The sequence below is a fragment of the Rathayibacter rhapontici genome (assembly GCF_001995175.1).
Classification (GTDB): domain Bacteria; phylum Actinomycetota; class Actinomycetes; order Actinomycetales; family Microbacteriaceae; genus Rathayibacter.
In genome coordinates this window covers 1-24,199 of the sequence record NZ_MUKN01000016.1, presented here as the reverse complement: position 1 = coordinate 24,199, position 24,199 = coordinate 1, and the positions used below count along the sequence as shown (strand labels likewise).

Sequence of the window (24,199 nt, the reverse complement as noted above, 5' to 3'; positions counted from 1 at the left end):
GCGAGGACCGATGACTGCCATACAAGCACTGCCATGGCAGTGTGTCAACGCCGTTTAGACTGGCGTCATGGCATCACGGAGCGAGCCCGCGGCGAGAGCCGCGTCGGCGCGCGACCGCACCGTCGACGCCCTGCGCCGCCGCATCATCTCGCTCGATCTCCAGCCCGGTTCCCCGCTGTCCGAGAACGAGCTGTCGGCCGAGCTCGGCATCTCGAGGACCCCGGTGCGCGAGAGTCTCCTGCTGCTGAAGGAGGAGGGTCTCGTGCAGATCTTCCCGCAGCGGGGCAGCTTCGTCTCGCGCGTCGATCCGGAGCGTGTCGCTCAGGCGCAGTTCATCCGCGAGGCGATCGAGTGCGCCTCGCTGGCGCAGGTCGCCGCTGAGTCCGAGGTCGACCCGGCCGGACTCGCGGCCCTGCACGACATCCTCGACGATCAGCGCGAGGCCGACGCGGAGGAGGACGTCGAGCGCTTCTTCCGGCTCGACGAGGACTTCCACCGGGCCCTGCTCGACCTCTCGGGCCACGGCAGCGCATGGAACGCCGTCAACTCCGCGAAGGCGCACCTCGATCGCGCCCGCCGCCTGAGTCTCGTCGACGCCCGGCCGATCCACGCTCTGATCGATCAGCATGCGGCGGTCGTCGACGCCATCGGGCGCGGCGACGGAGACGGCGCCGTCGCAGCGCTGCGCTCCCACCTGCGGGCGGTGTTCGACGACGTCGAGCGGATCCGGCGCAGCTCGCCCGAGCTCTTCTCGGACGGCAGCGACCTGCGCGTCGTCCGCCGCACGGTGTCCGAGCTGGCCTAGTCCGCCCGCAGCGCCGCCGCACAGCTCGCGAGCAGGCGCATCAGCCGCTCGCGGTCGCCGTCCGCGAGCCCGGCGACCATGCGGTCCTCGACCGCGCGGACCGCGGCGCTCGCCGCCCGCAGCTGCCGCCGACCGGCCCCGGTCAGCTCGGTCGGGAGGATGCGTCCGGACGCGGGCCGCTCGGCCCGGGCGACGAGGCCCTGCTGCTCGAGCGACTGCAGCAGCACGTTCATCGACTGCCGCGTGACGAAAGTGCCCCGCGCGAGCTCCGAGTTGGACAGCCCCGGGCGCTGGGCGAGCAGCTCGAGGCACGAGTAGTGCGTGATCGTCATGCCCAGCGGATGCAGCACCTCCTCCATGGCGGCGCGCAGTGCTGTCGACGCCACCTTCAGCAGGTATCCGGGGGAAGCCGTCAGATCGATGCCACTCATGTCAGGAGTCTGACATAGGATCATCCGTGTCAGAAGACTGACATCAACGAAGGGCTTCCCCATGACCGTCTCCGGACCCGGTTTCGTCTCGCTGCAGGTGCGCGATCTCGACTCCTCCGCCGCCTTCTACGAGCAGCACCTCGGCTTCGCGCGGCAGGCCGGCCCGCCGCACGCGGTCGTCTTCGCCACCTCGCCGGCGGCGTTCGCGGTCCGCTCGGCGGCCCACGGAGTCGATCTCGACGCGGCCCCGCTGGGTCGGGGCGTCGGGCTGTGGCTGCACGCTCCCGAGGCCGAGCGGATCCACGCCGCACTCGTCGACGCGGGCGTGCCGATCGCCTCCGATCCGGTCCAGGGCCCGTTCGGCCTCACGTTCACGTTCGAGGACCCGGACGGCTACCTGATCACGCTCCACGACCGCGCTTGACGCGGCCGGCGGGCGACCGCTCGGCGCCGCTCTCGGGGCGCCGCCGCCCTCGCGCGACGAGCCAGAACAGGTACGCCCCGCCGACCGCTCCCGTCACCAGCCCGACCGGCAGCTGGAGCGGAGCGAGCACCCGCTGCGCCAGCACGTCCGACGCCAGCAGGAGGGTCGCCCCGATCGCCGCCGACGCGGTCAGCGGGATCCCCGCCGAGCCCGTCGCGCGTCGGGCGAGCTGCGGCGCCGCGAGCGCGACGAAGCCGATCGGACCGCTGACCGCGGTCGCCGTCCCGGTCAGCCCCGCGGCGAGCAGGAGCAGCACCAGCCGGGTCCGCCGCACCGGGACGCCGAGCCCCGTCGCCAGCTCGTCGCCCAGCTCCAGCAGGCGCAGCCGCTCGCGCTGCGTCGCGAGCAGCAGTCCGAGGACCCCGCCGGCGACCGCGAGCGGCGCGGTGTCTCCCCAGTCGGTCGCCGAGAGCGATCCGAAGAGCCAGAGCGTCGCCGAGCGCGCCACCTCGGTCGGAGCGCGGGTCAGGAGGAACTCGTTCACCGCCGAGAGCAGGGCCGCGAGGGCGATCCCCGCCAGGATCGTCCGCTCGCTCGCCAGGCCCGCTCCGCGGGTGAGGAGGACGACGACGAGCACTGCGCCGACGCCGCCCGCCCACGCGCCGAGGGCCGGGTCGGCGGGCGGGGTCAGGAGCACCAGGCAGACCAGCGCTCCGGACGCCGACCCCGCGCTGAAGCCCACGATGTCGGGGCTGCCGAGCGGATTCCGCGAGAGGGTCTGGAAGACGGCGCCCGCGACTCCGAGCGCCGCGCCGACGAGGAGCCCGGCGAGGACGCGGGGGAGGCGCATGTCGACGACGATCACGCTGGTCCGGGCCGACGCCGTGCCCAGCACCGCGTCGCGCACGTCGGCGAGCGTCGTCTCGTAGGAGCCTCCGACGATCCCCGCGACGGCCGCCGCGAGCGCCAGCACCGCGGTGACGGCGAGCATGCGGGTGCGGCGCGCCGACCGGCGCTGCGCGAGCGTCATCGCGCCGTGCTCCGCGTCGCGAGGTGGAACAGGAGGGGTGCTCCGAGCAGCGCCGTCACGATGCCGACCTCCACCTCTCCCGGAGCGGCGATCAGCCGGCCGAGCACGTCGGAGACGACGACCAGCACGGCCCCGCCGAGGGCGGCCAGCGGGAGTCCCGAGCGCAGATCCGGCCCGGCCAGGCGCAGCACGAGGTGCGCCACGAGGAGCCCGACGAAGGCGAGCGGCCCGGCGGCGGCGGTCGCGGCTCCGCAGAGCAGGGTGATCGCGGCGCCCGCGCCGAGGATCACCGCGCCGGGGCGCACCCCGAGGGATCGAGCGATGTCGTGCCCGAGCGCCAGCAGGTTCAGCCCCGGCGCCACGAGCGCGGCGACTGCGAGCCCGATCGCGACGAACGGAGCGAGCTGCGCCGCGGTGCCGAGCTCGCGCCGCTCCAGGGAGCCCACCACCCAGAACCGGTACGACTCGAACGTCTCGGTGTCCAGCAGCGTGACGATGCCGATCAGCGCGCCGAGGCACGCCGCGAGCGCCACTCCGGCGAGCACCGTGCCGATCGGGTCGCGGCCGTCGCCGGCCCCGACGACGTGGACGAGCACCGCGGCGACGGCCGCACCGCCGAAGGCGAACCAGACGTACTCGCCCGCGCTCGAGACGCCGAGGAACCCGATGGCGACGACGACCGCCGCGGAGGCGCCCGCGTTCACCCCGAGCAGCCCCGGGTCGGCCAGGCGGTTGCGCGTCACCGCCTGCATCAGCAGGCCGGCGGCTCCGAGTGCGGCGCCGACGAGCAGCCCGGCGGCGGTGCGGGGGATCCGCAGCTCCCGCACGATCAGCGCGTCGGCCGTGGCGCCGCCGTGCAGCAGCGCGTCCAGCGCGGCCCCGACCGGGACGGGCCGGGAGCCCACCGCGAGGCTCGCCGTGCAGGCGAGGACGAGCAGCGCGGCGAGCAGGAGTCCTGCGACGACCGATCGGCCGAGCGGTCGCCGAGGGGCGGCGGGGCCCGTGGCGGGCTTCGGAGGCGCGGAAGGCGCGAGGGCGCGGTCGATCATTCAGGCAAGGCTATCCTTACCGGCGTGACCTCCTCGACCCGCACCGTCCCCGTCCGCCCGTCCCGCCTCCTCGCCGTCCCGGCGCTCGCCGGAGCCGCACTGCTCGTCCTGACCGGCTGCTCGGGCCCGGCCTCGACCGCCGAGCTGCCCGACGCCGAGGCGGCGTCCACCGGCGACTGGACCGTCTCGCGCACGATGGGCGAGGGCATGGGCGCCCCGGAGGAGGACGGCGTGTTCCCGCGCACGGTGGCGCACCACGCCGGGTCGACCGAGCTCGCCGCGGCTCCGGAGCGGGTCGCCGTCGTCTCGACGGGCCAGCTCGACGCCCTGCTCGCGCTCGACGTCGTCCCCGCCGCCGCCACCCGCGCCGAGAACAGCGGCCTCGTCCCCGAGTACCTGGCCGACCGCGTCGCATCCGCCGACGCGATCGCGGACATCGGCGAGCGGACCGAGCCCGACGTCGAGGCGATCGCCCAGGCGGATCCCGATCTCATCCTCATCAACTCGGTGCGCGGAGCCGAGCTCTACGACCAGCTCAGCGCGATCGCCCCCACCGTGGTGACGCTCGGCAACGGCGTGAACTGGAAGAGCGACCTCCTCCTGCTCGCCGACGCACTGGGCCGCGAGGGCGACGCGCAGGAGATGCTCGACGCTCTGCACGAGGACGCCGGCGCGTTCGCCGCGACGCTGCCCGAGCCGGCCCCGACGGTCTCGTTCCTGCAGTCCACCGGCGACCGCACCCGCATCCAGGGCGTCCCGTCCTTCGTCGGCGGTCTCGCCGAGGACCTCGGGCTCGACCGGCCCGAGTCCCAGCGCTTCGACGACACCGCCCAGGAGATCAGCGCGGAGCAGCTCGAGCTCGCCGACGCCGATCACGTGTTCTACGCCGGGCTCGGCGACGGGCTCGCGCTGATCGAGGACGCGGCGCTCTGGCCCACCCTGTCCACCGTCGGGGCGGGCACGGCCGTCGAGGTCCCGATGGAGCCGTTCTTCCTCAACGCGGGGCCGATCGCGGCGCGCCTCGTGCTCGACACCGTCACCTCGTCGATCGGCTGACACCGCACTGCTCCTCACCGGCGTGCTCCGGTAGGCTGGAGCGCTTCGCAGTCGAGAGTGGAGCGGTCGCGGAGGAACGATGGGCAAGAAGCGCAATCAGGGACGATCCGGCGGCGGCCGATCGGGTGGTCAGGGCGGTTCCGGAGGCGGGCGCACCGCCGAGACGGCGATGATGGTGCGGTTCCGCAGCTGGTACCGCGCGCACCTCGCCGACGTCGGCGTCCTGCACGAGCACCTCGATGTCGACGAGGCCGTCGAGGTCCTGACCGACCTCTTCGCCATGACGCGCGACCTGCGCCCCCGCGGCTCCTTCGCCCAGCCCGACGCCGAGCTCCTCGAGGCGGTCTTCGACCAGATCGAGTCCGACCTGTCGGGGGAGGAGAGCGAGGCCGATCTCGACGACACGCTCTTCACCGTCGCCGAGGTCATCGAGCACTTCCTCGACTTCCTGACCGACGAGGACCTCTGGACGGGCACCGACGAGGAGCTCGACGACTGCCAGGCGGTCCTGGACGAGGTCCTCGACCTCGCCGGCTCCTTCGTCGAGGCCGTCCTCGAGGACCTCACCGCCGTCGAGGACGTCCCCGCTCCCGAGCAGCTCTCGGCCGTCCGGGCCACCGCCCTCGTGCACGCCGCCGACGTGGTGGTCGAGCACCTCGCCGGCGCCGACGACGCGTCCCTCTCCGAGCGCGCGGCGCGCGAGATCGCGGTCGAGGCGGGCATCCCCTCCGCCGGGTCGACCCCGAGCGACGACGCCGTGCGGATCCCCGTGTCGGCCTGGTGGGACGCGCTCGTCGCGTCCTCCGTGCTCGAGACGGAGGGGTCCGTCGCGGTCCTCGGCGAGGCGGCTCCGCTCTGGCGCAGCTCCGACGCGGCCGAGGCCGCCGCCGAGCGCGTCGCCTACGTCGCCCGCTTCCTCGAGCAGTGGATCGTGAGCGCGCAGGCCGCGCTCGCCTCCTCCGACACCGAGAACGGCGCCTTCTCGCCGCGCGAGCGCGCCGTGACCACCACCGACGCCGTGCTCCTGCGCATCGCCGTCGCCTGCCAGTCGCAGATCCACCCCGGGCTCGTCGTCGGCGAGCTGGTCGACGAGCTGGCGGCCGACGCCGACGTGGCCCTCGAGGAGGCGCTCGACGAGCGCGAGCGCATGGTGGGCGCCGCCGAGCGGATGCTCGACGACGCCGCCGAGCTCGGCCTGCTCCTGCACTCTCCCGAGTTCGGCTACGTGGTGCCCGAGGGCCTGCAGCCGGTGCTCGCCTCCGTCGTCCGCGCGAGCATCGTGCTGCTCGGCGAGCGCGACGCGTCGCGACTCGAGATCCTCGACGAGGCGACGCAGGACACCGCGTCGGCCTACGCGCTCCGCGTCTCGCTGCTGGGCACCAAGCCCGTCGTCTGGCGCCGCCTCGAGCTGTCCTCGGAGTCGAGCCTGCGCGATCTGCACCTCGCACTCCAGCTCTCGCTGGGCTGGACCGACGCGCAGCCGCACTACTTCAGCGTCGGCGTGCCCGACGAGGAGGCCGCCCGCATCGGCTCGCCCGCCGACGCCGAGGAGCTCGGGGCCGATCTGGTCGACGAGGCCTCCGTCGCGCTGGCCGAGGTGCTCGAGAACGTCCAGGACGAGCTGTTCTACGTCTACGACCTCGAGGACGAGTGGCGCCACGTCATCCGGCTCGAGGCCGTCTCTCCGCTCGGCGCGGCGCTGCCGCGGTGCACCGGAGCGCGCGGCGCGGCTCCGATCGACGCGCCCGGCGGTCCGGCGGCGTGGGCCGACACGGTCCGTGCGGCCACCGACGCGTCGTCGGCCGACCACGCCGAGGCGCTCGAGGCGCTCGGCCTCGCGGAGGGCGCCTCCTTCGACCCGGCCGCGGTCGACGTCGACGGCATCAACCGCTCGCTCGGGCTGCTCCGCTCGGGAGTCTGAGCCCGCGACCCCCCGCCTCGGCCGGGAGCGCTCGTCAGCCGCGATGACCGCTGACGGGTGCTCCCGGCCGAGGTCCTGCGCGCCAGCGGCGGCGCCCACCCGTCACGGCGTGAGCAGCAGCTTGCCGATGTGGCCCGACGCCCGCATCCGCTCGTGCGCGCGCTCGGCCTCGGCCAGCGGCACGACCTCGTCGATCACCGGGCGGATGCTGCCGTCGGCGACCAGCGGCCAGAGCTTCTCGCGCACCTGCGCGATGATCGCGCGCCGCTCCTCGAGCGGCCGCGCCCGCAGCGTCGTCGCGTGCACCGTGCCGCGCTTGCGCATCAGCAGGCCCACGTCGAGCGCCCCCTCCGCCCCGGACTGGTTGCCGATGAACACGATGCGCCCGCCCGTCGCCAGCGCCTCCACATCGCGCGCGAGGTAGTCGCCGCCGATCGGATCCAGGATCACGTCGACCCCGCGGCCGCCGGTCTCCTCGCCGATCCGGGCGACGAAGTCCTCCTCGCGGTAGTCGATCAGGCGTCCGCGCCGAGCGCCCGGCACGCGTCGAGCTTGCGCGGGCTCCCGGCCGTCACGGCGACCCGCGCACCGACCGCGTGCGCGATCTGGATCGCGGCGGTGCCGATGCCGCTCCCTCCGCCGTGGATGAGGACGGTCTCGCCCGCGCGCAGGCCCGCCGTCATCACGAGGTTCGACCAGACCGTCGCGGTCGCCTCGGGCAGCGCCGCGGCCGAGACGAGCCCGACCGAGGCGGGCACCGGCAGCAGCAGTCCCGCGTCGACCGCGACGTACTCGGCGTAGCCGCCGCCGGACAGCAGCGCGCAGACCTCGTCGCCCACCGCGGCACCCGAGACGCCGGGCCCCAGCTCGACGACCGAGCCCGACACCTCCATGCCGAGGATCTCGGAGGCACCGGGCGGCGGCGGGTAGACGCCGGCCCGCTGGCCGAGGTCGGCGCGGTTCACCCCGGCGGCCGCCACGTGCAGCAGCACCTCGCCCTCGCGGGGAGTCGGAGTCGGCACCTCCTCGAGCACGAGACGGGAGTCGGTTCCTGGTGCGTCGACGCGGAGGGCATGCATGCCGCGATGCTACGCCTGCACTCCGCAAGCGGTCAGGCGTGCTCCGCGAGGAACGCGAGCACCGCCTCCTTGAACCCGCGCGCGGGCACCGTGCTCGTGTGATCGCGGCCGGGGACCTCGACGAAGCGGGCGCCGGCCGCGGCGGCGAGCCGGGCGCGTCGGGGGCGATCGGATCGGCTCCGCCCGTCACCAGGAGCATCGGGGCCGCCGGGTGCTCGCCCGCCTCCGGATGCGCTCCGCCGCGCACGCCGTCGGCCACGGCGACCAGCGCCGCGAGGTCGTTGCCGGCGACGCCCTCGGCCATCCCGATGAACGCGCGGGTGAAGCGGTCGTCGATCTCCCCTCCGCTCGCCACGCGCGCTCGGGCCGCCTCGGCGTCGAACCGGGTGAGCGGCTCGCCGACGGTGAGCCCGCCGAGACTGAGCGTCGCGACGAGCCCGGGGTGCCGGAGGCCCAGGACCCAGCTCATCCGCGAGCCCAGCGAGTAGCCGAGCACGTGCGGTGCGACCAGGTCGTACGACTCGATCACCCGCACGAGGTCCTCGACCATGACGTCGACCCCGTAGCGCCGGTGCGGTGCGGCTTCTCGCTCGCGCCGTGCCCGCGCTGGTCCAGCGCGACGACCCGGTATCCGGCGCGGACGAGGGTGCGGAGCCAGCCCGCCGTCTCCCAGTTGAGGACGGCGTTCGACGCGAAGCCGTGCACCGCGAGCACGGTCGGCGCGCCCTCGTCGCCGACGGAGTAGGTGGCCAGTCGGGTGCCGTCGTCCGCGACGACGAAGACGGGGGAGGGGAAGGCGATCGGAGTCACCGCTCCACCCTGCCGCATCCGTCGACGCGCTCAGCGCATCGGGCGGGAGGAGCGGACGAACGGCACCGCGATCGGCAGGCGCACGGTCCTCCCGCGCCCGGAGCGGATGCCGAGCACCGTGCACACCACGAGGTTCAGCACCGCGAGGGCGAGGATCGCGGTGATGGTGGCGACCGGCCAGTCGGCGCTGAGGGTGTCGCGCACCGAGACGAGCGCCAGGTGGAGGGGCACCAGCATGAGCTGCAGGGCGAGGTAGGTGAGCTGCCAGTTCACGGCGACGACGCCGTTCCGATCGCTGAGGACGCCGATCCGCCGCTTCGCGCCCCAGGTCATCACCGTCGCGGTGAGCGAGATCAGCGGGGAGAGGAGCACGAAGCCGGCGATCGCGCTCAGCCCGGCGAACCACACCGCACGGGCGCCGCGGCTGTCGCGGGTCCGGTGCCGGATCTCGTCGTCGGTCATGGTCACCGCCTCCTCGCGCGACCGGCGGAGCACCGGTCGTCCCAGTCTCGCACCCGCCCCCTTCCGTGTGCGGGGGCTTCCCCCCATCGGCGGGGGGTTCACCGGATGGGGCGGCGCGCAGCGCGTCCGTAGCGTGGAGGCATCGCCGGAGACACCGGCCCACCCCGACAGCCAGGAGCATCAGCCATGTCCAGCGACGAGACCACCCCCCGCAGCAGCGCCGCCTCCGAGCAGCCGACCGAGGACCTCGGGATGCGCGCCACCGCCGTGCTCCCGGACCCGGCGGTCGAGGAGCGCGAGTCGCTGCGCTCCGAGGCGTCGTCGCAGCGGGACGGGCAGGTGCGCCCCGCGGACGCTCGTGCATCCGTCCCCGCGCCGTACGGGACCCCGAGCGTCCCGCCGCACACCGTCGCCGCCGCTCCCTCGACGCCGTTCTCGCTCACCAGCCTGATCCTCGGCGTCACCTCGGTCTTCTTCGGCCTCACGGTGATCGCCCCGGTCGCCGGCCTCGTCTTCGGCCTCCTCGGGCTCCGCCGCGAGCCGACCGGACGCACTCTGGCCATCTGGGGCATCGTCCTCAACGCGGTGATGATCGGGCTCGTCGGGCTGTTCGTCGCGTTCCTGGTGTTCGCCGGGCTGCTGCTGCCGCTGGTCGCGGTCGCGACCGGCGACTACCGCTGACCGGGAGCCGCCGACTCGTCGCGTGACGGGTCCCGGACCGGTCGCACAGCCCGGTCCGCGTCCCCTCATCGCGCGGGTCCGCGCCGAGTGGCCGCGGACCGGGCTCCGGCGTGCGTCCAGGGCCCGTTCCGCGCCGACTCGCGACGCCCCTCGGGCTACGCCTGGGGCGGCATCGGAACGGGCGGGTCGTTCTCGAAGACGACCCCGTTCTCCGATCCCACGCTGGTCACGGCGTAGGGATCGAGGTTCAGGGTGTCCCCGGCGAAGAGGGTCGACGCGCGATTGCGCCGGACCTGGTTGAGGGCGTTGATGTAGTCGACGTGGAGGCAGAACCGCTCGGCGACGACGGTCCACACGTCGTCCGGAGCGACGAGGTACGCGACCGGTCGGCCGGCGTCGTCGAGGACCGCGTCCCCGCTCGCGTGCTCGACCGGACCCCGATCGACCGGGATCCGCATCCGACTGCGCCGAGCGTCGCCACGATCGGAGTTGCGGGCGACCAGGGCTCGTACAGCTCGATGGGGGAGCAGGCCGGGACGGCGGGAGAGACAGGCGTCGATCCGTCCGCCTCGGCGGAGGCGCGCGGCGTCGACGGCTCGGTCGGCGTGGACGGTCCGGTGCTCGCGCCGGTGGTGTCGCCCGCGGTGGAACCGACGGTGGGGCCCGCGGTCGGACCGGCGGGGGATCCCGCGGTCGATCCCGCGGTCGGACCGGCGGGCGAGCTGGAGGACGACGTCCCGGGCGTGCAGCCCGCGAGGGCCATCGCCAGGACGAGTGCGGGAGCGACGAGTCGCGCGGTCCGGCCGGTCATGAGGGGAGCGTACCCATCCGGAGCCCGTCGGCTCAGCTCTCGCCCGCGTGGGCGCGGTGCTCGCGGGCCGCGGCGACCAGTCCGCTGAAGAGGCGGTCGTCGGCGGAGTCCTCCTCCGGGTGCCACTGCACGCCGAGGGCGAAGCGCCGACCCGGCAGCTCGACCGCCTCGATCGTGCCATCGGCCGTCCGCGCGGTGACGACGAGCCCCTCCGCCACGCGGTCCACCGCCTGGTGGTGGTGCACCTTCGCGACGAGCGACCGGACGCCGAGCAGGTCCTCCAGGCGCGACCCGGGAGCGATCGCGACGTCGGCGTGCGAGAAGACGCCGCCGGCCGCCTGCTAGCGGGTGTCGCCGACGACCTCGGGCAGGTGCTGATGCAACGTGCCGCCGAGGGCGACGTTGAGCAGCTGTGCTCCGCGGCAGACCCCCAGCAGCGGCAGGTCGGCCTCGAGGGCGGCCGTCAGCAGCGCGTCCTCCCACGCGTCGCGGTCCGGGCGGGGGAGGTCGGTCTCGGGATGCGGCGCCTGGCCGTAGAGGGCCGGATCGATGTCGAGGCCGCCCGTGATCACCAGCGCGTCGATCCGGTCAATGACGGCACGGGCGACCTCGGGTGAAGCAGGCTGCGGCGGCAGGAGCAACGCGACTCCGCCGGCCCGGGTCACGGAGTCGAGGTAGCTGGCGGGGAGGTACGGGGCCTCGAGGTCCCAGACGTCCGACACGATGCGCTCGCGGTAGGTGGTCAGGCCGACCATCGGACCGGGCGCGGTCGCCTGCTGCATGTGATCCTCCGGTCCCGTGTCCCATCGCGGCCCGCGCGGGAGCCCTGGCGACGATGAAACCACGGCGCGGGAGTGACCGCCGGTCGGTTCCCGCACGATCTGCAGGGATCCGGGCGGATGAGCGCACGATCTGCAGGGGATCCGGGAGGGAAAGCGCCTCCCTCCCCGTGATCCCTGTCCGTGGAACCCGGATCCCCTGCGAACGGCACAGGTTCCTGCGAACGGCACAGGTTCCTGCGAACGGCACAGGTTCCTGCGAACGGCACAGGCTCCTACGAACCACACAGGCTCCTGCAGACCGCGCAGGTGCCTGCAGACCGTCCGCGCGGCCGCTCCGCTCCTGCAGCCGCGACCCGGCCGCGGCGTAGGCTGGCGGCGCAGACCGCGGACCCCCTGCACCCCCGGGGCCGCACGACGACAGCAACGGAGCTGACGTGACCCTCTCCCCGAGCACCCTCCCCGAGAGCGACCAGGAAGGACCCGCCGTGACCCGCACCGAGAGCGACTCGCTCGGCTCGCTCGAGATCCCGGACGACGCCTACTGGGGCATCCACACCGCCCGGGCCCTCGAGAACTTCCCCATCTCGAAGCGCCCGATCTCGATCTACCCGGATCTGGTCAGGGCGCTGGCGACCGTCAAGCTCGCCGCCGCGCGCGCGAACACCGAGCTCGGCACCCTCCCCCCGCACAAGGCCGAGCTGATCGAGGCCGCGTGCCGCCGGATCATCGACGGCGAGTTCCACGACCAGTTCGTGGTCGGAGTGATCCAGGGCGGCGCGGGCACGTCCACCAACATGAACGCGAACGAGGTCGTCGCCAACGTGGCGCTCGAGATCGCCGGGCGCCCCAAGGGCGACTACGGGACCCTCCATCCGCTCGACGACGTCAACCGGAGCCAGTCGACCAACGACGTCTACCCGACGGCGATCAAGATGGCCATGACCTGGTCGCTGCGCCGACTGCTGGACGAGCTGGCGCTGCTGCGCGGGTCGTTCTCGCAGAAGGCGGTCGAGTTCGGCGGTGTGCTGAAGGTCGGCCGGACGCAGCTGCAGGACGCGGTGCCGATGACGCTCGGCCAGGAGTTCCACGGCTTCGCCACGACCCTCGGCGAGGATCACGCACGCCTGTCCGAGACGATCTGGCTGCTCGCCGAGGTGAACATCGGAGCGACCGCCATCGGCACCGGCATCACCGCCGATCCCCGCTACGGCGCCGCGGCGGTGCGCCACCTCAACGACATCACCGATCTCGACCTCGAGATGGCGCAGGACCTCGTCGAGGCGACGAGCGACACCGGCGTCTTCATGTCGTTCTCGAGCGCGCTGAAGCGCTCGGCGATCAAGCTGTCGAAGATCTGCAACGACCTGCGGCTGCTCTCCTCCGGGCCCCAGGCCGGCTTCGGCGAGATCAACCTCCCGCCGCGGCAGGCCGGCTCGAGCATCATGCCCGGCAAGGTCAACCCGGTGATCCCCGAGGTGGTGAACCAGGTCGCGTACTCGGTCGCGGGGGCCGACGTCACGGTCACCATGGCGGCCGAGGCGGGGCAGCTGCAGCTGAACGCGTTCGAGCCGGTCATCGCGCACTCGCTCCTGCAGAGCATCACCTGGATGACGCAGGCCTGCCTGACCCTCCGCGTCAACTGCATCGACGGCATCACCGCGAACACGGCGCGGCTGGAGGCCATGGTGGCGTCCAGCGTCGGCGTCGTGACCGCGCTCACGCCGAGCATCGGCTACACGGCGTCGGCGGCGATCGCCAAGGCGGCCCTCGCGACCGGCCGCAACGTCGCCGACCTCGTCGTCGAGGCGGGGCTGATGTCGCGGGAGGAGGTGCTGCGGCTGATCTCGCCCGCACGCCTCTCCGGCATCGAGGCCATGACGGCGGCGCTGCCGATCATCCCGCCCGCCGCAGACCAGTAGCAGCCGCGCGTCGCAGGTGCTCGCCGGCGTAGCTGCGCCAGGGAGCCCAGCGGCGACCGGACGCGGCGAGGGCGAGGGGAGCGCTGGCGAGGCCGAGCGCGGCCGCACCGCGTCGGAGCCCGCGGTCCCCGGTCAGCAGGACGTCGGGATCCGCGGTGATGCGCATCGCGACGGCCTCGGCGGTGCGCGGTCCGATGCCGGGGACGGCGAGCAGGCGCTCCGAGAGCTCCTCCCGGCTCGCTCCGGCGTCCAGCCTCAGCGAGCGTCGGCGAGCAGTCCGCAGACCCGGCGGACGGCCTCGGCCGCTCCGCCGAGCACCCGGGCGCCGTCGGAGGCGATCCTGCCGGGGGAGGGGAAGGCGAGCGACACGTCCGCCGTGGCGAGCGCCGGCGGCAGCGGATCGCCGAGCAGCGCGACCAGCCGGGCCAGGACGGCGGGGCGCTCCGCGAGCAGGGCGCGCACCAGGGTCTCGGCGGGGTCGACGGAGCCGGGCAGCCGGATCCCGGGGGCGGCCGCGACGAGCGGGGCGAGCACCGGATCGGTGCCGAGCGCCTCGTCGATCGCGCGCGCGTCGGCGTCGAGGTCGAGCAGGCGGCGCACTCGCGAGACCAGCGGCGCGATGTCGGCGACGGAGGCGAGCGCCGCCGTGCAGCGCACCGCGGCGCCGTCGACCTCGAGCCGGACGACGGCCGGTCCGCCCGGCAGTACGAGCGAGCGCGTGTGACGTCCGCGGCCCCCCTCCTCCAGCCCCGGGATCGCCGACGCCGCGAGGTCGTCGAGGACGCCGGAGTCGAACGGCGCCCGCACGGGGAGCCGCAGCTCGAGGGTCGTCGCGCCCGCCTGCACTCCGACCCCGGTGCGACCGCCGCGGGCCGAGGCGCGCAGCTCGCTCGGGGTCCGCTCGTACACCTCGGCGATCGTCGCGTTGAACTGGCGGATGCTCGCGAAGCCGGCCGCGAACGCGACCTCCGACACGGGCAGCTCCGTCCCGGTGAGCAGCAGGCGCGCGGTCTGCGCGCGCTGGGCTCGGGCGAGGGCGAGCGGAGGCGCGCCGAGCTCCTCGCGCAGGATCCGGCCGAGATGGCGTGCTCCGTAGCCCAGCCGCGAGGCCAGGCCCTCGACGCCCTCCCGGTCGACGACGCCGTCGGCGATGAGGCGCATGGCGCGGGCGGCGGTGTCGTCGCGCAGGTTCCACTCCGGCGAGCCCGGCACGGCGTCGGGCAGGCAGCGCTTGCAGGCGCGGAGCCCGGCCTCGTGCGCGGCGGCCGCGGTGGGGTAGAAGCGCACGTTCGCGGCGCGGGGCGTCGTGGCGGGGCAGCTCGGCGGCAGTAGATGCCGGTCGAGTGCACGCCGGTGATGAAGCGGCCGTCGAAGCGGGCGTCGCGGGAGGCGACGGCGCGGTAGCGCTCCTCGAAGAGCGGATCGGTGGCGGGCACCCCTCGAGCCTGTCACGTGGACGGTCGCCGCGGTCGCGGGATTCGGACACGGCAGGCCCGCGCCGTCCTGTCAACCGCCGGAGGCGCTCGCCGCCCGTGCCCTACTGTCGGTCCCCATGAGCGCCTATCCGCCGCCGGCTCCCGCCCGCCCCTCGATCGTCCCGACCGTGCTCGGCGCCCTCGGAGTCGCGCTGCTGGGGGTCCTGCTGCTGCTCGTGCTCGCCTACGTGGTGCTGGGGCTCGGAGTGAGCGCCGCGGCGGTCTGCGCGGTCGTCGCGCTGGTGCCGCTGCTCGTCGTGCTCTCCGGAGTGCGCTGGGTCGACCGCTGGGAGCCGGAGGCGCCGCTGGGCCTGTGGTTCGCGTTCCTGTGGGGTGCGGCGGGCTCGGTCGCGATCTCGCTGCTGGTCGACCTGGGCGTGCAGATCGCGGTCTACGCCTCGGGGGAGCAGCCGAGCGGATCCGACTTCGTCGGCGCGGTGATCCAGGCGCCGCTGGTCGAGGAGAGCGCCAAGGGCCTCGGCGTGCTCCTGATCCTGCTGATCTGGCGTCGCACCTTCGACGGACCCGTCGACGGCATCGTCTACGCGGCGGTCGTGGCCTCGGGCTTCGCCTTCGTCGAGAACATCCTCTACTTCGGCAGCGCTCTCGTGGAGGGCGGGCTCGGCTCGCTCGCCGTCACGTTCTTCCTCCGCGGGGTGCTCTCGCCGTTCGCCCACGTGCTCTTCACCTCGTGCACCGGAGCGGCGCTGGGCTTCGCCGTGTCGCGGCGCGCGGGGGCGGCCGTGCCGATCGTGCTGCTCGGCCTCGCCGCGGCGGTGCTCCTGCACGCGCTGTGGAACGGCTCGTCGTTCCTGGTCGCGGACTGGTTCGGCTTCTACGGAGTGGTGCAGGTACCGCTGTTCGTCGTCGCGGTCGTGGTCGTCGTGCTGCTGCGGCGGCAGGAGCGCCGGGTCACCCTGGAGCGGCTCGGCGACTACTCCGCGGCCGGCTGGCTCTCGCCCGCCGAGGTGCGCATGATCGGCACGGCGGAGGGGCGCCGGACGGCGATGCGCTGGGCGCGGACCGCGGGCGGCGACCGACCGCGGGCGATGAGCGCGTTCCTCCGGTCGGCCACCCGCCTGGCCCACCTGCGCCAGCAGCAGCTGGCGGGACGCGGCGGCCGCACCGGCGCGGTCGACGAGCGCGTGCTGCTCGAGGAGGTCGTCGCGCGCCGGACGGCGCTGACCGGGCGCTAGGCGCTCGCGGGCCGCACCGCGATCCGGCGCCGCCGGAGATCGAGCAGGGCGACCACTCCGGCCGCCACGCACAGCAGGGCGACCACCGGCGCGACGAGGTCGAGAGCGAGCTCGAGCCCGAGCGACGTCGCCAGCGCTCCCGCGACGACGGCCGTGAGCGCCTGGCCGAGGTAGCTGACGAGGTACACGGCCGAGATCATCGAGCCGCGGTGCTCGGCGGGCGCCGCCCGGCCGACGAGCGAGAGCCCGCCCGAGAAGCTCAGGGAGTAGCCGACTCCGCTGACGACGCTGAAGGCGAGGAAGAGGGCGAAGGACCCGCTGGACGCGGCCCACTCCATCAGCGCGAGTCCGGCGATCGCCGCGCCGGCGCCGGCGATGATCAGCGTGTGCGCCGGGACGCGCTGGATCGCGAGGGCCGTCACTCCGATCACGACCGAGGACAGGGCGAGGGCGGAGCCGATCACGAGCAGGTCGGTCGCGCCGGTCAGCTCACGGGCCATCTGCGCGCCCAGCGAGAGCACGAGAGCGCCGGTGGCGTAGGCGACCGAGACGGCGAGCGTCGCACCGACGTAGACCGTGCCCAGTCCCGGAGCGACGTGCGGGAGCCGCGGGCGCCAGCGGGACGCTCCCGCGGGGCGGTCGTCGCGGCTGAGGGCGAGCATCACGATCGTGAGCAGTCCGACCAGGGCGAGCACCCAGTAGCTCAGCTGCAGGGGCATCGGCGCGTACTGCGCCAGCGCACCCGACACCAGGAGCGAGAGGGTGAGGCCCGTGGAGGTCGAGACGGTGGTCAGCGAGGACGGCAGCCGCGGGTTGGCCGAGACGTTGTTGTCGACGAGGGAGGCGCTCGCCGCACTGAGCGCGAGGGCTGTGCCGACGCCCTGCAGCGCCCGCCCGGCGTAGAGCAGCGCGACTCCGCCCGCCAGCGAGAAGACGATCGCCGAGACCGCGATCAGCGCGATGCCCAGCAGCATCGTGCGCCGGCGGCCGATGACGTCCGACAGGTCGCCGACGACCAGGAGGCTCAGGAGCAGCGCCGCGGGGTAGGCCGCGAAGACCGAGGTGACGACGACGGGCGAGAGGCCCCACTCCTCGGCGTACGTCGGGTAGAGCACCGAGGGCGCGCCGCTGGACCACAGGCAGAGCGCCAGCACCAGCGTGGACACCCAGAAGCTGCCGCGCCGCCCGAAGCGGCTCATCGGTGCGGGCGGTGCCTCCGGAGGCTCACGCGGCGTCCGCGCGCAGCACCCGGCGCTCGCCGGCGGTCACCGGCACGCCGAGGCGGTTCTGCGCCGGCGGCAGCGGGCAGTTGTAGTGCGGCGAGAAGCCGCAGGGCGGGATGTAGGCGCGGTTGAAGTCGAGGAGGACCGGGCCGGGCGTGCCGGCGTCGGCCGCACCTCCCAGGCGCTGCACCACGAGGAAGCGGCCCACGGGGTAGCTCTGCAGGTCGGGGTCGTCCGAGCGGTTCGTCGGGTCGCCGAACGGCACCAGCAGCGTGCCCCCGTCGTCGAACGCGGCGACGGTGTACTCGTGGGCGCGGCCGTCGTCGACCAGCGAGAAGGTGATGTCGCCGGGCACGACGAGCTCGCGCGTGGCCCCGTTGTCGCGCAGGTGCTCGAACGGGATCGTCCGCTCCCCGTCGACCGGCTCGAACCAGGCCTCGAGCACCCAGGCGGCGTCGAAGGGGAAGGTCTCGATGGCGTCGAACGTGCGGACGCCCTCCGAGGCGGCGTCCCAGACGCGGTAGCCGTACTCCTCCTCGCCGGTGTCGAGGTTCGGGCGGCGCATCCGCGAGAGGGTCGCGGTGGGGCCGTACCCGGCGAGCGCCGTTTCGTCGTCGACGCTCTCGCCGGGCTCGAGCCAGCGGGTCTCGACCAGGGCGAGGTCGCCGCGGGGGCCGGTGACGCGCTCGGCGCGGCGTGCGAGCCACGACTCCCAGCCGGCTCGCGCCGACTCCGTGGTGTCGATCGAGGCGCGGGAGGGGGCGGTGGTGCTGCTGCTCGTCGAAGGCATGCAGCGTGCAACGCCCGGGCCGCCCGAACTGTTCCCGCCCGGGAGCGCGCAGATGAGACGCCTCTCATCCTCGTCTCACACCCGCCTTACGCCGCGTCTCGAGGCTGTGAGCACGGGTCGAGGATCCGCCGCGGCTCCGGCCGCGACCGCCGCTGAGGGGAACGCCATGGTCATCCGCATCGCCCTGTACTCGCACGACTCCGTGGGGCTGGGCCACGTCCGGCGCAACGTCGCCCTGGCGCACGCCCTGAACACCGCGCTGCCCGAGCTGCTCGGCGAGGAGGTGACCGGCCTGCTCGTGACGGGCCAGTCCTCCGCCACCGCGTTCGCGGCCCCGGACGGCTGGGACTGGCTCGCGCTGCCCGGCGTCACCACCGGCGAGCAGGGCTACCGCGCGCGGCACCTCGACGTGGAGCTGCGCACCCTGACGAGCCTGCGCGGAGGAGTCGTCCGGGCCGGGCTCGCGGCCTTCGCCCCCGACATGGTGATCGTCGACCGGCACGCGTTCGGCGTGCACGGCGAGCTCGAGCCGGCGCTGCGCGCGGTCCGCGCGGCGAACTCCGCCGCCGTCGTGGTGCTGGGGCTGCGCGACGTGCTCGACCGACGGTCGGCGACCGCGGCCGAGTGGAAGGCCGTCGGGGGAGCGGCCGCCGTCCGCGAGCTCTACGACGCGGTCTGGGTCTACGGCGATCCGACCGTCCACGACCCGGCGGCCACGGGGGAGATCCCGGCCGGGCTGCACGACCTCGTCGCCCACACCGGCTTCCTCGCGAACGGGCGCCTGGGCACCGGCCACTCCGTCGTCGACGAGCCCTTCGTGCTCACCACGGTCGGCGGAGGATCGGACGGGCGCGCGATCGCCGAGGCGGCCGTCGCGGCCGAGGTGCCGGCCGGCTACCGCCACGTCGTCGTGACCGGCCCGCAGATGCCGGCGGAGCACCGGCGGGCGATCCGCGCCGCCGCCGGCCCCGCGACCACCGTCGTCCGCTCGGTGCCGGATGCGCTCGCGCTGCTGCGCCGCGCCTCCGCCGTGGTCAGCATGGGCGGCTACAACACGGTCTGCGAGGTGATGAGCACCACCGTCCCCTCGCTCGTCGTGCCCCGCACCCACCGCCGCCAGGAGCAGCGGCTGCGCGCCGACGCGCTCGCCGCCCGGGGCGCCGTCGAGGTCCTCGACCCGGCCGACGTCACCGCCGAGCGGCTCGGCGCCTGGTTCGCCGCGAGTGTCGGCACCGAGGTGCACCGCACGGGGATCGACCTCGACGGCCTCGCCGCCGTCGGCCCGCTCGCCGCCCGCCTCGTCACCGCGGCCCGCGGCACCGCTCAGGAGGAGGCCGACCGTGCCGTCTGAGAACCGGATCGCGCCGTCGCCGACCGAGACCCCCGTCCCGCCCACCGGAGGAACACCGATGCCCCGCACCGCCTACGTCCTGAAGGTCTACCCCCGCTTCTCCGAGACCTTCGTCGTCTCCGAGATCCTGGCCCGCGAGGCCGCGGGCGAGGACCTCGTGATCGTCTCGCTCCGAGCGCCCGACGACCCCCGCTTCCACCCCGAGCTCGCCCGGGTGAGCGCGCCCGTGCGCTACCTCGACAAGCCGCTGAAGGCGTCCGCCCTCTGGCAGGGGCTGCGGAGTGCCGAGCAGTCGCCGGAGCTCCTGGCCGCGGTCGGCCGCCTGCTGCCCGAGCTGCTGCGCGCGAGCCCCGAGGACGCCGCGCAGGCCGTGCAGCTGGCCGCCGCCGTCCACCGCGAGGGGGTGACGCACCTGCACGCGCACTTCGCGTCCAGCGCCACGACCGTCGCCCGGCTCGCATCGCTGCTGACCGGGGTGCCCTACTCCTTCACCGCTCACGCGAAGGACCTCTTCCACGAGTCGGTCGACTCCGCCGATCTGGCGCGCAAGCTCGCCGACGCGAGCTTCGCCGCGACCGTCAGCGACTACAACGTGCTGCACCTGGCGTCGCGCTTCCCAGGGTCCTCCGACCGGGTCCGCCGCGTCTACAACGGGCTCGAGCTCGAGCGGTTCGCCTTCTCGCCGCGCCCCGAGCGCTCCGGTGCGCTGCGCGTCGCGGCCGTCGGCCGCCTCGTCGAGAAGAAGGGCTTCGCGCTGCTCGTCGACGCGGTGGCGATGCTCGCCGCGGGCGGGCAGGACGTCGAGGTCGAGATCGCGGGCGGCGGCGAGCTGCACGGCTCGCTCGCCGAGCGGATCCGCTGCGCAGGCCTCGAGTCGCGCGTCCGGCTGCTCGGGCCGGTGCCGCAGAACGAGGTGGCCGCCCTGCTGCGCCGCTCCGACGTCTTCGTCGCGCCCTGCGTCGTCGGTGCCGACGGCAACGCGGACGGGCTGCCGACCGTGCTGCTGGAGGCCATGGCCACCGGGGTGCCGTGCATCTCGACGGCCGTCACCGGGATCCCGGAGGTGGTCCGCGACGGCGACACCGGGATCCTCTGCCGGCCGGGCCGCGTCGACGACCTCGCCCGGGCGCTCCAGCGCGTGGCGGAGCCGGGCTTCGACACCGCCGGGGTCACCGCCCGTGCCCGCGCCCTCGTCGAGCGCGAGTTCGACTCCCGCGTACAGGCCCGCACCCTCGCCGCGCTCACCCGCGAGGCCGCTCCGACGGCGGTGGCGTGATGCGCGTCGCCTTCGTCTGCGCCGACCCCGGCGTGCCCGTGTTCGGGAGCAAGGGCTCCTCCGTCCACGCCCAGGAGATCCTCCGGGCCCTCCGCGTGCGCGGCGACGAGGTGCGCGTCTACTGCGCCCGTGCCGGAGACAGCGTCCCGGCCGATCTCGCCGACGTCCCGGTGCTCGAGCACCGCACGCGCGTGCAGGACCCGGCCGAGCGCGAGCGCGTGATCGCCGAGGCCGCCGTGCACCTCGCCGAGGCCGTGGTGCTCGACGGCTGCGATCTCGTCTACGAGCGCTACTCGCTCTTCAGCCGCGCCTCCGCTCTCGTCTCGCGCGCCCTCGGCGTGCCCGCGGTCCTCGAGGTGAACTCCCCGCTCGTCCAGGAGCAGCGCGAGCACCGCGTGCTGATCGACGAGCAGGGCGCGCTCGAGGCGACCCGCGCGGTCCTGTCCTCGGCCGCGGTCGTCGCGTGCGTCTCCGCTCCCGTCGCGCGCTGGGCGGCGGTGCACGGCGCCGTCGCTCCGCTCGTGGTGCCCAACGGCGTCAACACGCGGAGGATCGTGCCGGGGCCCGAGCGCGGCGACGGCCCGCTCACCGTCGGCTTCGTCGGCACCCTGAAGCCCTGGCACGGGGTCGGCGCCCTGCTCGACGCGGTCGCCCGCCTCGATCCCGCCCTCGTCCGGCTCCTCGTCGTCGGCGACGGACCGGAGGGCCCCGCCCTCCGCGAGCAGGCCCGGCGCCTCGGCCTCGATGTGGAGTTCACCGGTGCCGTGCCGCCCGAGGACATGCCCGCGCAGCTCGCCCGCCTCGACATCGGAGTCGCCCCCTACCCGGCGCGCGCCGCCGAGGACTACTTCTCGCCGCTGAAGGTGTACGAGTACCTGGCCGCGGGGCTCCCGGTCGTCGCGACCGGCGTCGGGCAGATCCCGTCGATCCTCCGCCCCGGCGTCACCGGCCTCGTCGTCGAACCGGGTCGGCCGGAGGCGCTCGCCGCGGCGATCGCGTCCCTCGCCGCGGACCCCCTCCGCCGACGCGCGATGGGGGAGGCCGCCCGGTCCGCCGCCGTGGCCGAGCACGACTGGACGCAGGTGCTCGAGCGGATCCTCTCGGCCCTGCCCCGCCCCGAGGAGGCCGCCGCGTGAGCCGCACCAGCCGCACCACCCCCGACCCCGGCGCCCTGCGCCGCAGCCTCCACATCGTCCGCCCGCACCTGCGCGAGCACCGGCTGCTGATGCTCGGCGGCCTCGTCGCCCTGCTGGCCGAGGTGATCCTCCGGGTCCTCGAGCCGTGGCCGCTGAAGATCGTGATCGACAGCGTCAGCGCGAGCCTGGGGGCGACCGCGGGAGCGAACGCCGGCACGCCGCCGGCGACCATCAGCCTGCTCGTGGCGTGCGGAGCGATCCTGCTGGGCCTCGTGGGGCTGCGCGCGATCACCGCCTACCTCTCCACGATCGCCTTCGCCCTGGTCGGCTCGCGGGTCGCGACCTCGCTCCGGGCCCGGGTCTTCGCCCATGTGCAGGCCCTCTCGCTCCGGTATCACACGGTGTCCTCGGCGGGCGACACGGTGCAGCGCCTGGTCGGCGACATCGGCCGCCTGCAGGAGGTCGCGGTCACGGCGGGCCTGCCGCTGGTCGGCAACATCATCACCCTGGTCGTGCTGACCGTCGTGATGCTCTGGCTCGATCCGCTGCTCACTCTCGTCGTGGTCGCCGCCGCGGTCGTCTACCTCGTCTCCTCCCGGCGCAGCTCGACCTCCATCACGAGCGCCTCGCGCTCCACCCGCAAGGGCGAGGGCGCCCTGGCCGACACCGCCCAGCAGACCCTCGGCGCGATCCGCGTCGTGCAGGCGTACGGACTCGAGAAGGAGGTCGGCGGCGCGTTCGACCGCGGCAACGCGACCGCCCTGCACCAGGGCGTGAAGGCCCGGCGCCTCGCGGCCGCCCTCGAGCGCCGCACCGACGTCATCGTCGGAGCCGCGACCGCGCTGGTCCTCGTCGGCGGCGGCTGGCGCGTGCTCGAGGGGGTGATGACTCCGGGCGACCTCGTCGTCTTCACGATGTACCTGAAGATCGCCATGCGGCCGCTGAAGGACCTCGCGAAGTACACCGGCCGGATCGCGCGCGCGGCCGCCTCGGGCGAACGCGTCGCCGATCTGCTCGACGAGCGGATCGAGGTGCAGGACCGCCCGGGCGCCCGCGACCTGGTCACGACCACCGGCGCCGTCTCGTTCCAGTCGATCGGTGTCGACGACGGCTACGGCCGCCCGCTCTTCTCGGGTCTCTCGCTGGAGGTCCGCGGCGGCGAGAGCGTCTGCCTCCTGGGCGCGTCCGGCGCGGGCAAGTCGACGCTCGTGAGCCTGCTCGTGCGCGCCTCCGACCCTCGCAGCGGCCGCATCGCGATCGACGGCACCGATCTGCGCGACGCCACCCTGTCGAGCCTGCGCTCGAGCATCTCGCTGCTGCTGCAGGACTCGGTGCTCTTCGCCACGACGGTGCGCGAGAACATCCGCTACGGCCGCCTCGACGCCACCGACGCCGAGGTCGAGGAGGCGGCGCGCCGCGCGAACGCGCTCGAGTTCGTCGTCGCGCTGCCCGACGGCTTCGAGACCGTGCTCGGCGAGCGCGGCGGCACCCTCTCGGGCGGCCAGCGCCAGCGCATCGCCATCGCCCGCGCGCTCCTGCGCAACGCCCCGGTCGTCGTGCTCGACGAGGCGACGACGGGGCTCGATCCGGAGGCGCGCGCGCAGGTCGCGCAGTCGCTCGCCGAGCTCACCCGCGGGCGCACCACGATCTCGATCACGCACGACCCGGCCGCGATCGCGGGCGCCGACCGCCTGCTCTGGCTCGAGGACGGCCGCATCGTCGAGGACGGCAGCCCGGAGGAGCTGCTGGGCAGCGACTCCCGCGTCGCCGCCTGGTTCCGCCGGGCCGCCGCCCCCGAGGCCGCCGCGACCGGGGCGGAGGTGCGCGCATGACCCCCGCCACCGCCGCCGCCGTCGCCGATCTCGCCCGCCGCGATCCGTCCCTCCCCGCCCTCGCACCCCTGCTCGACCCCGGCCGGCTCGCCGAGGCGCTCGGCCACCCCGCCCTCGTCACCCGCCGCCGCTGGAAGCGGGGAGCGGACGTGGTCGTCGCCTTCGACGCGCCCGACGGCCCGTCCTGGATCGCCGCTTACGCCGATCCGGCCAAGCTCGAGAAGACCCGCGAGCGCGCCGCCCGCGTCGGAGTGGTCCTGCGGGAGCACCCCGAGTTCGGCGCGGTCAGCGGTCCTGTGCGCGCCGACCGCGAGCTCTCGCCCACCCTCCGCCGGCTCGCCCGCCGCGAGCCGGCCCTGCTCGACGGGGCCCGGATCCTCCGGCACAACCCGCACCGCCGACTGGTGCTCGCCGACGGCTCCCGCGTCGTCAAGATCGTGGCTCCGGGAGCCGCGTCCCGCGTCGAGGACGTCGCCCGCGTGCAGGCCGCCCTGGCCGGGCACGGCGTGCCGGTCCTCGTGCCGGCGGTGATCGGCGACGGAGCCTCCGCCACCGCGTGGTGGGGCGACGGCGACCTCGCCGAGCGCCCCTCCGAGGACGCGGCGGCGGCCGCCGGAGTCGCGCTCGCCCGGCTCCACTCCGTGCGCGGAGTGCCCGTGC

The 24,199-nt window shown here is 74.7% G+C and carries 19 protein-coding genes and 4 pseudogenes; 12 read left to right on the top strand and 11 right to left on the bottom strand.

Translation table 11 applies throughout. The features are described from left to right. The first annotated feature begins 67 nt into the window (after positions 1–67). Positions 68–805: a GntR family transcriptional regulator gene (locus B0T42_RS06960; protein ID WP_077222516.1), complete on the top strand. Its 738-nt coding sequence runs from the start codon at positions 68–70 to the stop codon at positions 803–805. Here the strand turns inward: B0T42_RS06960 and B0T42_RS06955 are convergent. After that, on the bottom strand, positions 802–1,236 hold the full coding sequence (locus B0T42_RS06955; RefSeq protein WP_077222515.1) for a MarR family winged helix-turn-helix transcriptional regulator: 435 nt from the start codon (positions 1,234–1,236) through the stop codon (positions 802–804). The genes B0T42_RS06960 and B0T42_RS06955 overlap by 4 nt on opposite strands. A gap of 61 nt (positions 1,237–1,297) precedes the next feature. Here B0T42_RS06955 and B0T42_RS06950 point away from each other — a divergent pair, with 61 nt between their 5' ends. Further along, a complete protein-coding gene (locus B0T42_RS06950; RefSeq protein ID WP_077222514.1) occupies positions 1,298–1,660 on the top strand; it encodes a VOC family protein in 363 nt (120 codons plus the stop codon). Here the strand turns inward: B0T42_RS06950 and B0T42_RS06945 are convergent. Together B0T42_RS06945 and B0T42_RS06940 are read right to left on the bottom strand one after the other, a co-directional pair. Next, positions 1,638–2,690, bottom strand: a complete 1,053-nt coding sequence (locus B0T42_RS06945; RefSeq protein ID WP_077222513.1) for a FecCD family ABC transporter permease — start codon at positions 2,688–2,690, stop codon at positions 1,638–1,640. The two genes, B0T42_RS06950 and B0T42_RS06945, sit on opposite strands and share 23 nt — an antisense overlap. Beyond that, positions 2,687–3,739, bottom strand: a complete 1,053-nt coding sequence (locus B0T42_RS06940; RefSeq protein WP_077222511.1) for a FecCD family ABC transporter permease — start codon at positions 3,737–3,739, stop codon at positions 2,687–2,689. Before B0T42_RS06940 ends, B0T42_RS06945 begins: the two co-directional genes overlap by 4 nt. A gap of 24 nt (positions 3,740–3,763) precedes the next feature. On the opposite strand from B0T42_RS06940, the gene B0T42_RS06935 reads away from it, so the two are divergent. After that, on the top strand, positions 3,764–4,795 hold the full coding sequence (locus B0T42_RS06935) for an iron-siderophore ABC transporter substrate-binding protein (protein ID WP_173892311.1): 1,032 nt from the start codon (positions 3,764–3,766) through the stop codon (positions 4,793–4,795). 79 nt (positions 4,796–4,874) lie between these two features. Further along, positions 4,875–6,716, top strand: coding sequence for a plasmid pRiA4b ORF-3 family protein (locus B0T42_RS06930; RefSeq protein WP_077222510.1), 1,842 nt, complete (start codon positions 4,875–4,877; stop codon positions 6,714–6,716). A 102-nt stretch (positions 6,717–6,818) separates the two neighbouring features. Here the strand turns inward: B0T42_RS06930 and B0T42_RS06925 are convergent. The 3 genes and pseudogenes from B0T42_RS06925 to B0T42_RS06910 all read right to left on the bottom strand — a co-directional run bounded on the left by B0T42_RS06925 (position 6,819) and on the right by B0T42_RS06910 (position 9,067). Next, a pseudogene (locus B0T42_RS06925) lies at positions 6,819–7,795 on the bottom strand (NAD(P)H-quinone oxidoreductase). Positions 7,796–8,320: 525 nt separating this feature from the next. Further along, positions 8,321–8,605 (bottom strand): alpha/beta fold hydrolase, encoded by a 285-nt coding sequence (locus tag B0T42_RS06915; RefSeq protein ID WP_158078060.1) that lies wholly within the window; start codon positions 8,603–8,605, stop codon positions 8,321–8,323. A gap of 30 nt (positions 8,606–8,635) precedes the next feature. Continuing rightward, on the bottom strand, positions 8,636–9,067 hold the full coding sequence (locus B0T42_RS06910) for a magnetosome magnetite crystal formation protein family (protein WP_158078059.1): 432 nt from the start codon (positions 9,065–9,067) through the stop codon (positions 8,636–8,638). 186 nt (positions 9,068–9,253) lie between these two features. Here B0T42_RS06910 and B0T42_RS06905 point away from each other — a divergent pair, with 186 nt between their 5' ends. Beyond that, positions 9,254–9,748, top strand: coding sequence for a DUF4190 domain-containing protein (locus B0T42_RS06905; protein WP_077222505.1), 495 nt, complete (start codon positions 9,254–9,256; stop codon positions 9,746–9,748). A gap of 155 nt (positions 9,749–9,903) precedes the next feature. On the opposite strand, the gene B0T42_RS06900 is transcribed toward B0T42_RS06905, so the two are convergent. Both B0T42_RS06900 and B0T42_RS06895 read right to left on the bottom strand, forming a co-directional pair. Then, positions 9,904–10,206: a hypothetical protein gene (locus B0T42_RS06900; RefSeq protein WP_077222504.1), complete on the bottom strand. Its 303-nt coding sequence runs from the start codon at positions 10,204–10,206 to the stop codon at positions 9,904–9,906. Positions 10,207–10,591: 385 nt separating this feature from the next. Then, positions 10,592–11,314 (bottom strand): annotated as a pseudogene (locus B0T42_RS06895) (gamma-glutamyl-gamma-aminobutyrate hydrolase family protein). A gap of 461 nt (positions 11,315–11,775) precedes the next feature. On the opposite strand from B0T42_RS06895, the gene B0T42_RS06890 reads away from it, so the two are divergent. After that, positions 11,776–13,260, top strand: a complete 1,485-nt coding sequence (locus tag B0T42_RS06890; RefSeq protein WP_077222502.1) for an aspartate ammonia-lyase — start codon at positions 11,776–11,778, stop codon at positions 13,258–13,260. On the opposite strand, the pseudogene B0T42_RS22645 reads toward B0T42_RS06890, so the two are convergent. Beyond that, a pseudogene (locus tag B0T42_RS22645) lies at positions 13,235–14,696 on the bottom strand (DNA-3-methyladenine glycosylase 2 family protein). The gene B0T42_RS06890 and the pseudogene B0T42_RS22645 sit on opposite strands and share 26 nt — an antisense overlap. 116 nt (positions 14,697–14,812) lie before the next feature. Between B0T42_RS22645 and B0T42_RS06880 the strand changes: the two are divergent. Further along, on the top strand, positions 14,813–15,931 hold the full coding sequence (locus B0T42_RS06880; protein ID WP_077222501.1) for a PrsW family intramembrane metalloprotease: 1,119 nt from the start codon (positions 14,813–14,815) through the stop codon (positions 15,929–15,931). Here B0T42_RS06880 and B0T42_RS06875 read toward each other — a convergent pair. Both B0T42_RS06875 and B0T42_RS06870 read right to left on the bottom strand, forming a co-directional pair. Beyond that, positions 15,928–17,130 (bottom strand): MFS transporter, encoded by a 1,203-nt coding sequence (locus tag B0T42_RS06875; protein ID WP_077222500.1) that lies wholly within the window; start codon positions 17,128–17,130, stop codon positions 15,928–15,930. The two genes, B0T42_RS06880 and B0T42_RS06875, sit on opposite strands and share 4 nt — an antisense overlap. A gap of 25 nt (positions 17,131–17,155) precedes the next feature. After that, positions 17,156–17,944 (bottom strand): DUF1684 domain-containing protein, encoded by a 789-nt coding sequence (locus B0T42_RS06870; protein WP_077222498.1) that lies wholly within the window; start codon positions 17,942–17,944, stop codon positions 17,156–17,158. Between the two features lie 166 nt (positions 17,945–18,110). Here B0T42_RS06870 and B0T42_RS06865 point away from each other — a divergent pair, with 166 nt between their 5' ends. The 5 genes and pseudogenes from B0T42_RS06865 to B0T42_RS06845 all read left to right on the top strand — a co-directional run. Continuing rightward, positions 18,111–19,295, top strand: coding sequence for a glycosyltransferase family protein (locus B0T42_RS06865; protein WP_077222497.1), 1,185 nt, complete (start codon positions 18,111–18,113; stop codon positions 19,293–19,295). 58 nt (positions 19,296–19,353) lie between these two features. Further along, positions 19,354–20,571, top strand: a complete 1,218-nt coding sequence (locus tag B0T42_RS20630; RefSeq protein ID WP_077222550.1) for a glycosyltransferase — start codon at positions 19,354–19,356, stop codon at positions 20,569–20,571. Continuing rightward, complete coding sequence (locus B0T42_RS20625) at positions 20,571–21,707, top strand: glycosyltransferase family 4 protein (protein ID WP_077222548.1); 1,137 nt, start codon at positions 20,571–20,573, stop codon at positions 21,705–21,707. The genes B0T42_RS20630 and B0T42_RS20625 overlap by 1 nt, the downstream gene beginning before the upstream one ends. Next, a complete protein-coding gene (locus B0T42_RS06850) occupies positions 21,704–23,539 on the top strand; it encodes an ABC transporter ATP-binding protein (RefSeq protein ID WP_236720163.1) in 1,836 nt (611 codons plus the stop codon). The genes B0T42_RS20625 and B0T42_RS06850 overlap by 4 nt, the downstream gene beginning before the upstream one ends. Continuing rightward, a pseudogene (locus B0T42_RS06845) lies at positions 23,536–24,199 on the top strand (hypothetical protein); the annotation flags it as partial. The gene B0T42_RS06850 and the pseudogene B0T42_RS06845, both read left to right, overlap by 4 nt.

Coding starts and splice junctions, on each gene's coding strand:
- B0T42_RS06960 (WP_077222516.1), top strand. CDS start 68: ATGGCATCACGGAGCGAGCCCGCGGCGAGAGCCGCGTCGGCGCGCGAC.
- B0T42_RS06955 (WP_077222515.1), bottom strand. CDS start 1,236: ATGAGTGGCATCGATCTGACGGCTTCCCCCGGATACCTGCTGAAGGTG.
- B0T42_RS06950 (WP_077222514.1), top strand. CDS start 1,298: ATGACCGTCTCCGGACCCGGTTTCGTCTCGCTGCAGGTGCGCGATCTC.
- B0T42_RS06945 (WP_077222513.1), bottom strand. CDS start 2,690: ATGACGCTCGCGCAGCGCCGGTCGGCGCGCCGCACCCGCATGCTCGCC.
- B0T42_RS06940 (WP_077222511.1), bottom strand. CDS start 3,739: ATGATCGACCGCGCCCTCGCGCCTTCCGCGCCTCCGAAGCCCGCCACG.
- B0T42_RS06930 (WP_077222510.1), top strand. CDS start 4,875: ATGGGCAAGAAGCGCAATCAGGGACGATCCGGCGGCGGCCGATCGGGT.
- B0T42_RS06910 (WP_158078059.1), bottom strand. CDS start 9,067: ATGACCGACGACGAGATCCGGCACCGGACCCGCGACAGCCGCGGCGCC.
- B0T42_RS06905 (WP_077222505.1), top strand. CDS start 9,254: ATGTCCAGCGACGAGACCACCCCCCGCAGCAGCGCCGCCTCCGAGCAG.
- B0T42_RS06900 (WP_077222504.1), bottom strand. CDS start 10,206: ATGCGGATCCCGGTCGATCGGGGTCCGGTCGAGCACGCGAGCGGGGAC.
- B0T42_RS06880 (WP_077222501.1), top strand. CDS start 14,813: ATGAGCGCCTATCCGCCGCCGGCTCCCGCCCGCCCCTCGATCGTCCCG.
- B0T42_RS06875 (WP_077222500.1), bottom strand. CDS start 17,130: ATGAGCCGCTTCGGGCGGCGCGGCAGCTTCTGGGTGTCCACGCTGGTG.
- B0T42_RS06870 (WP_077222498.1), bottom strand. CDS start 17,944: ATGCCTTCGACGAGCAGCAGCACCACCGCCCCCTCCCGCGCCTCGATC.
- B0T42_RS06865 (WP_077222497.1), top strand. CDS start 18,111: ATGGTCATCCGCATCGCCCTGTACTCGCACGACTCCGTGGGGCTGGGC.
- B0T42_RS20630 (WP_077222550.1), top strand. CDS start 19,354: ATGCCCCGCACCGCCTACGTCCTGAAGGTCTACCCCCGCTTCTCCGAG.
- B0T42_RS20625 (WP_077222548.1), top strand. CDS start 20,571: ATGCGCGTCGCCTTCGTCTGCGCCGACCCCGGCGTGCCCGTGTTCGGG.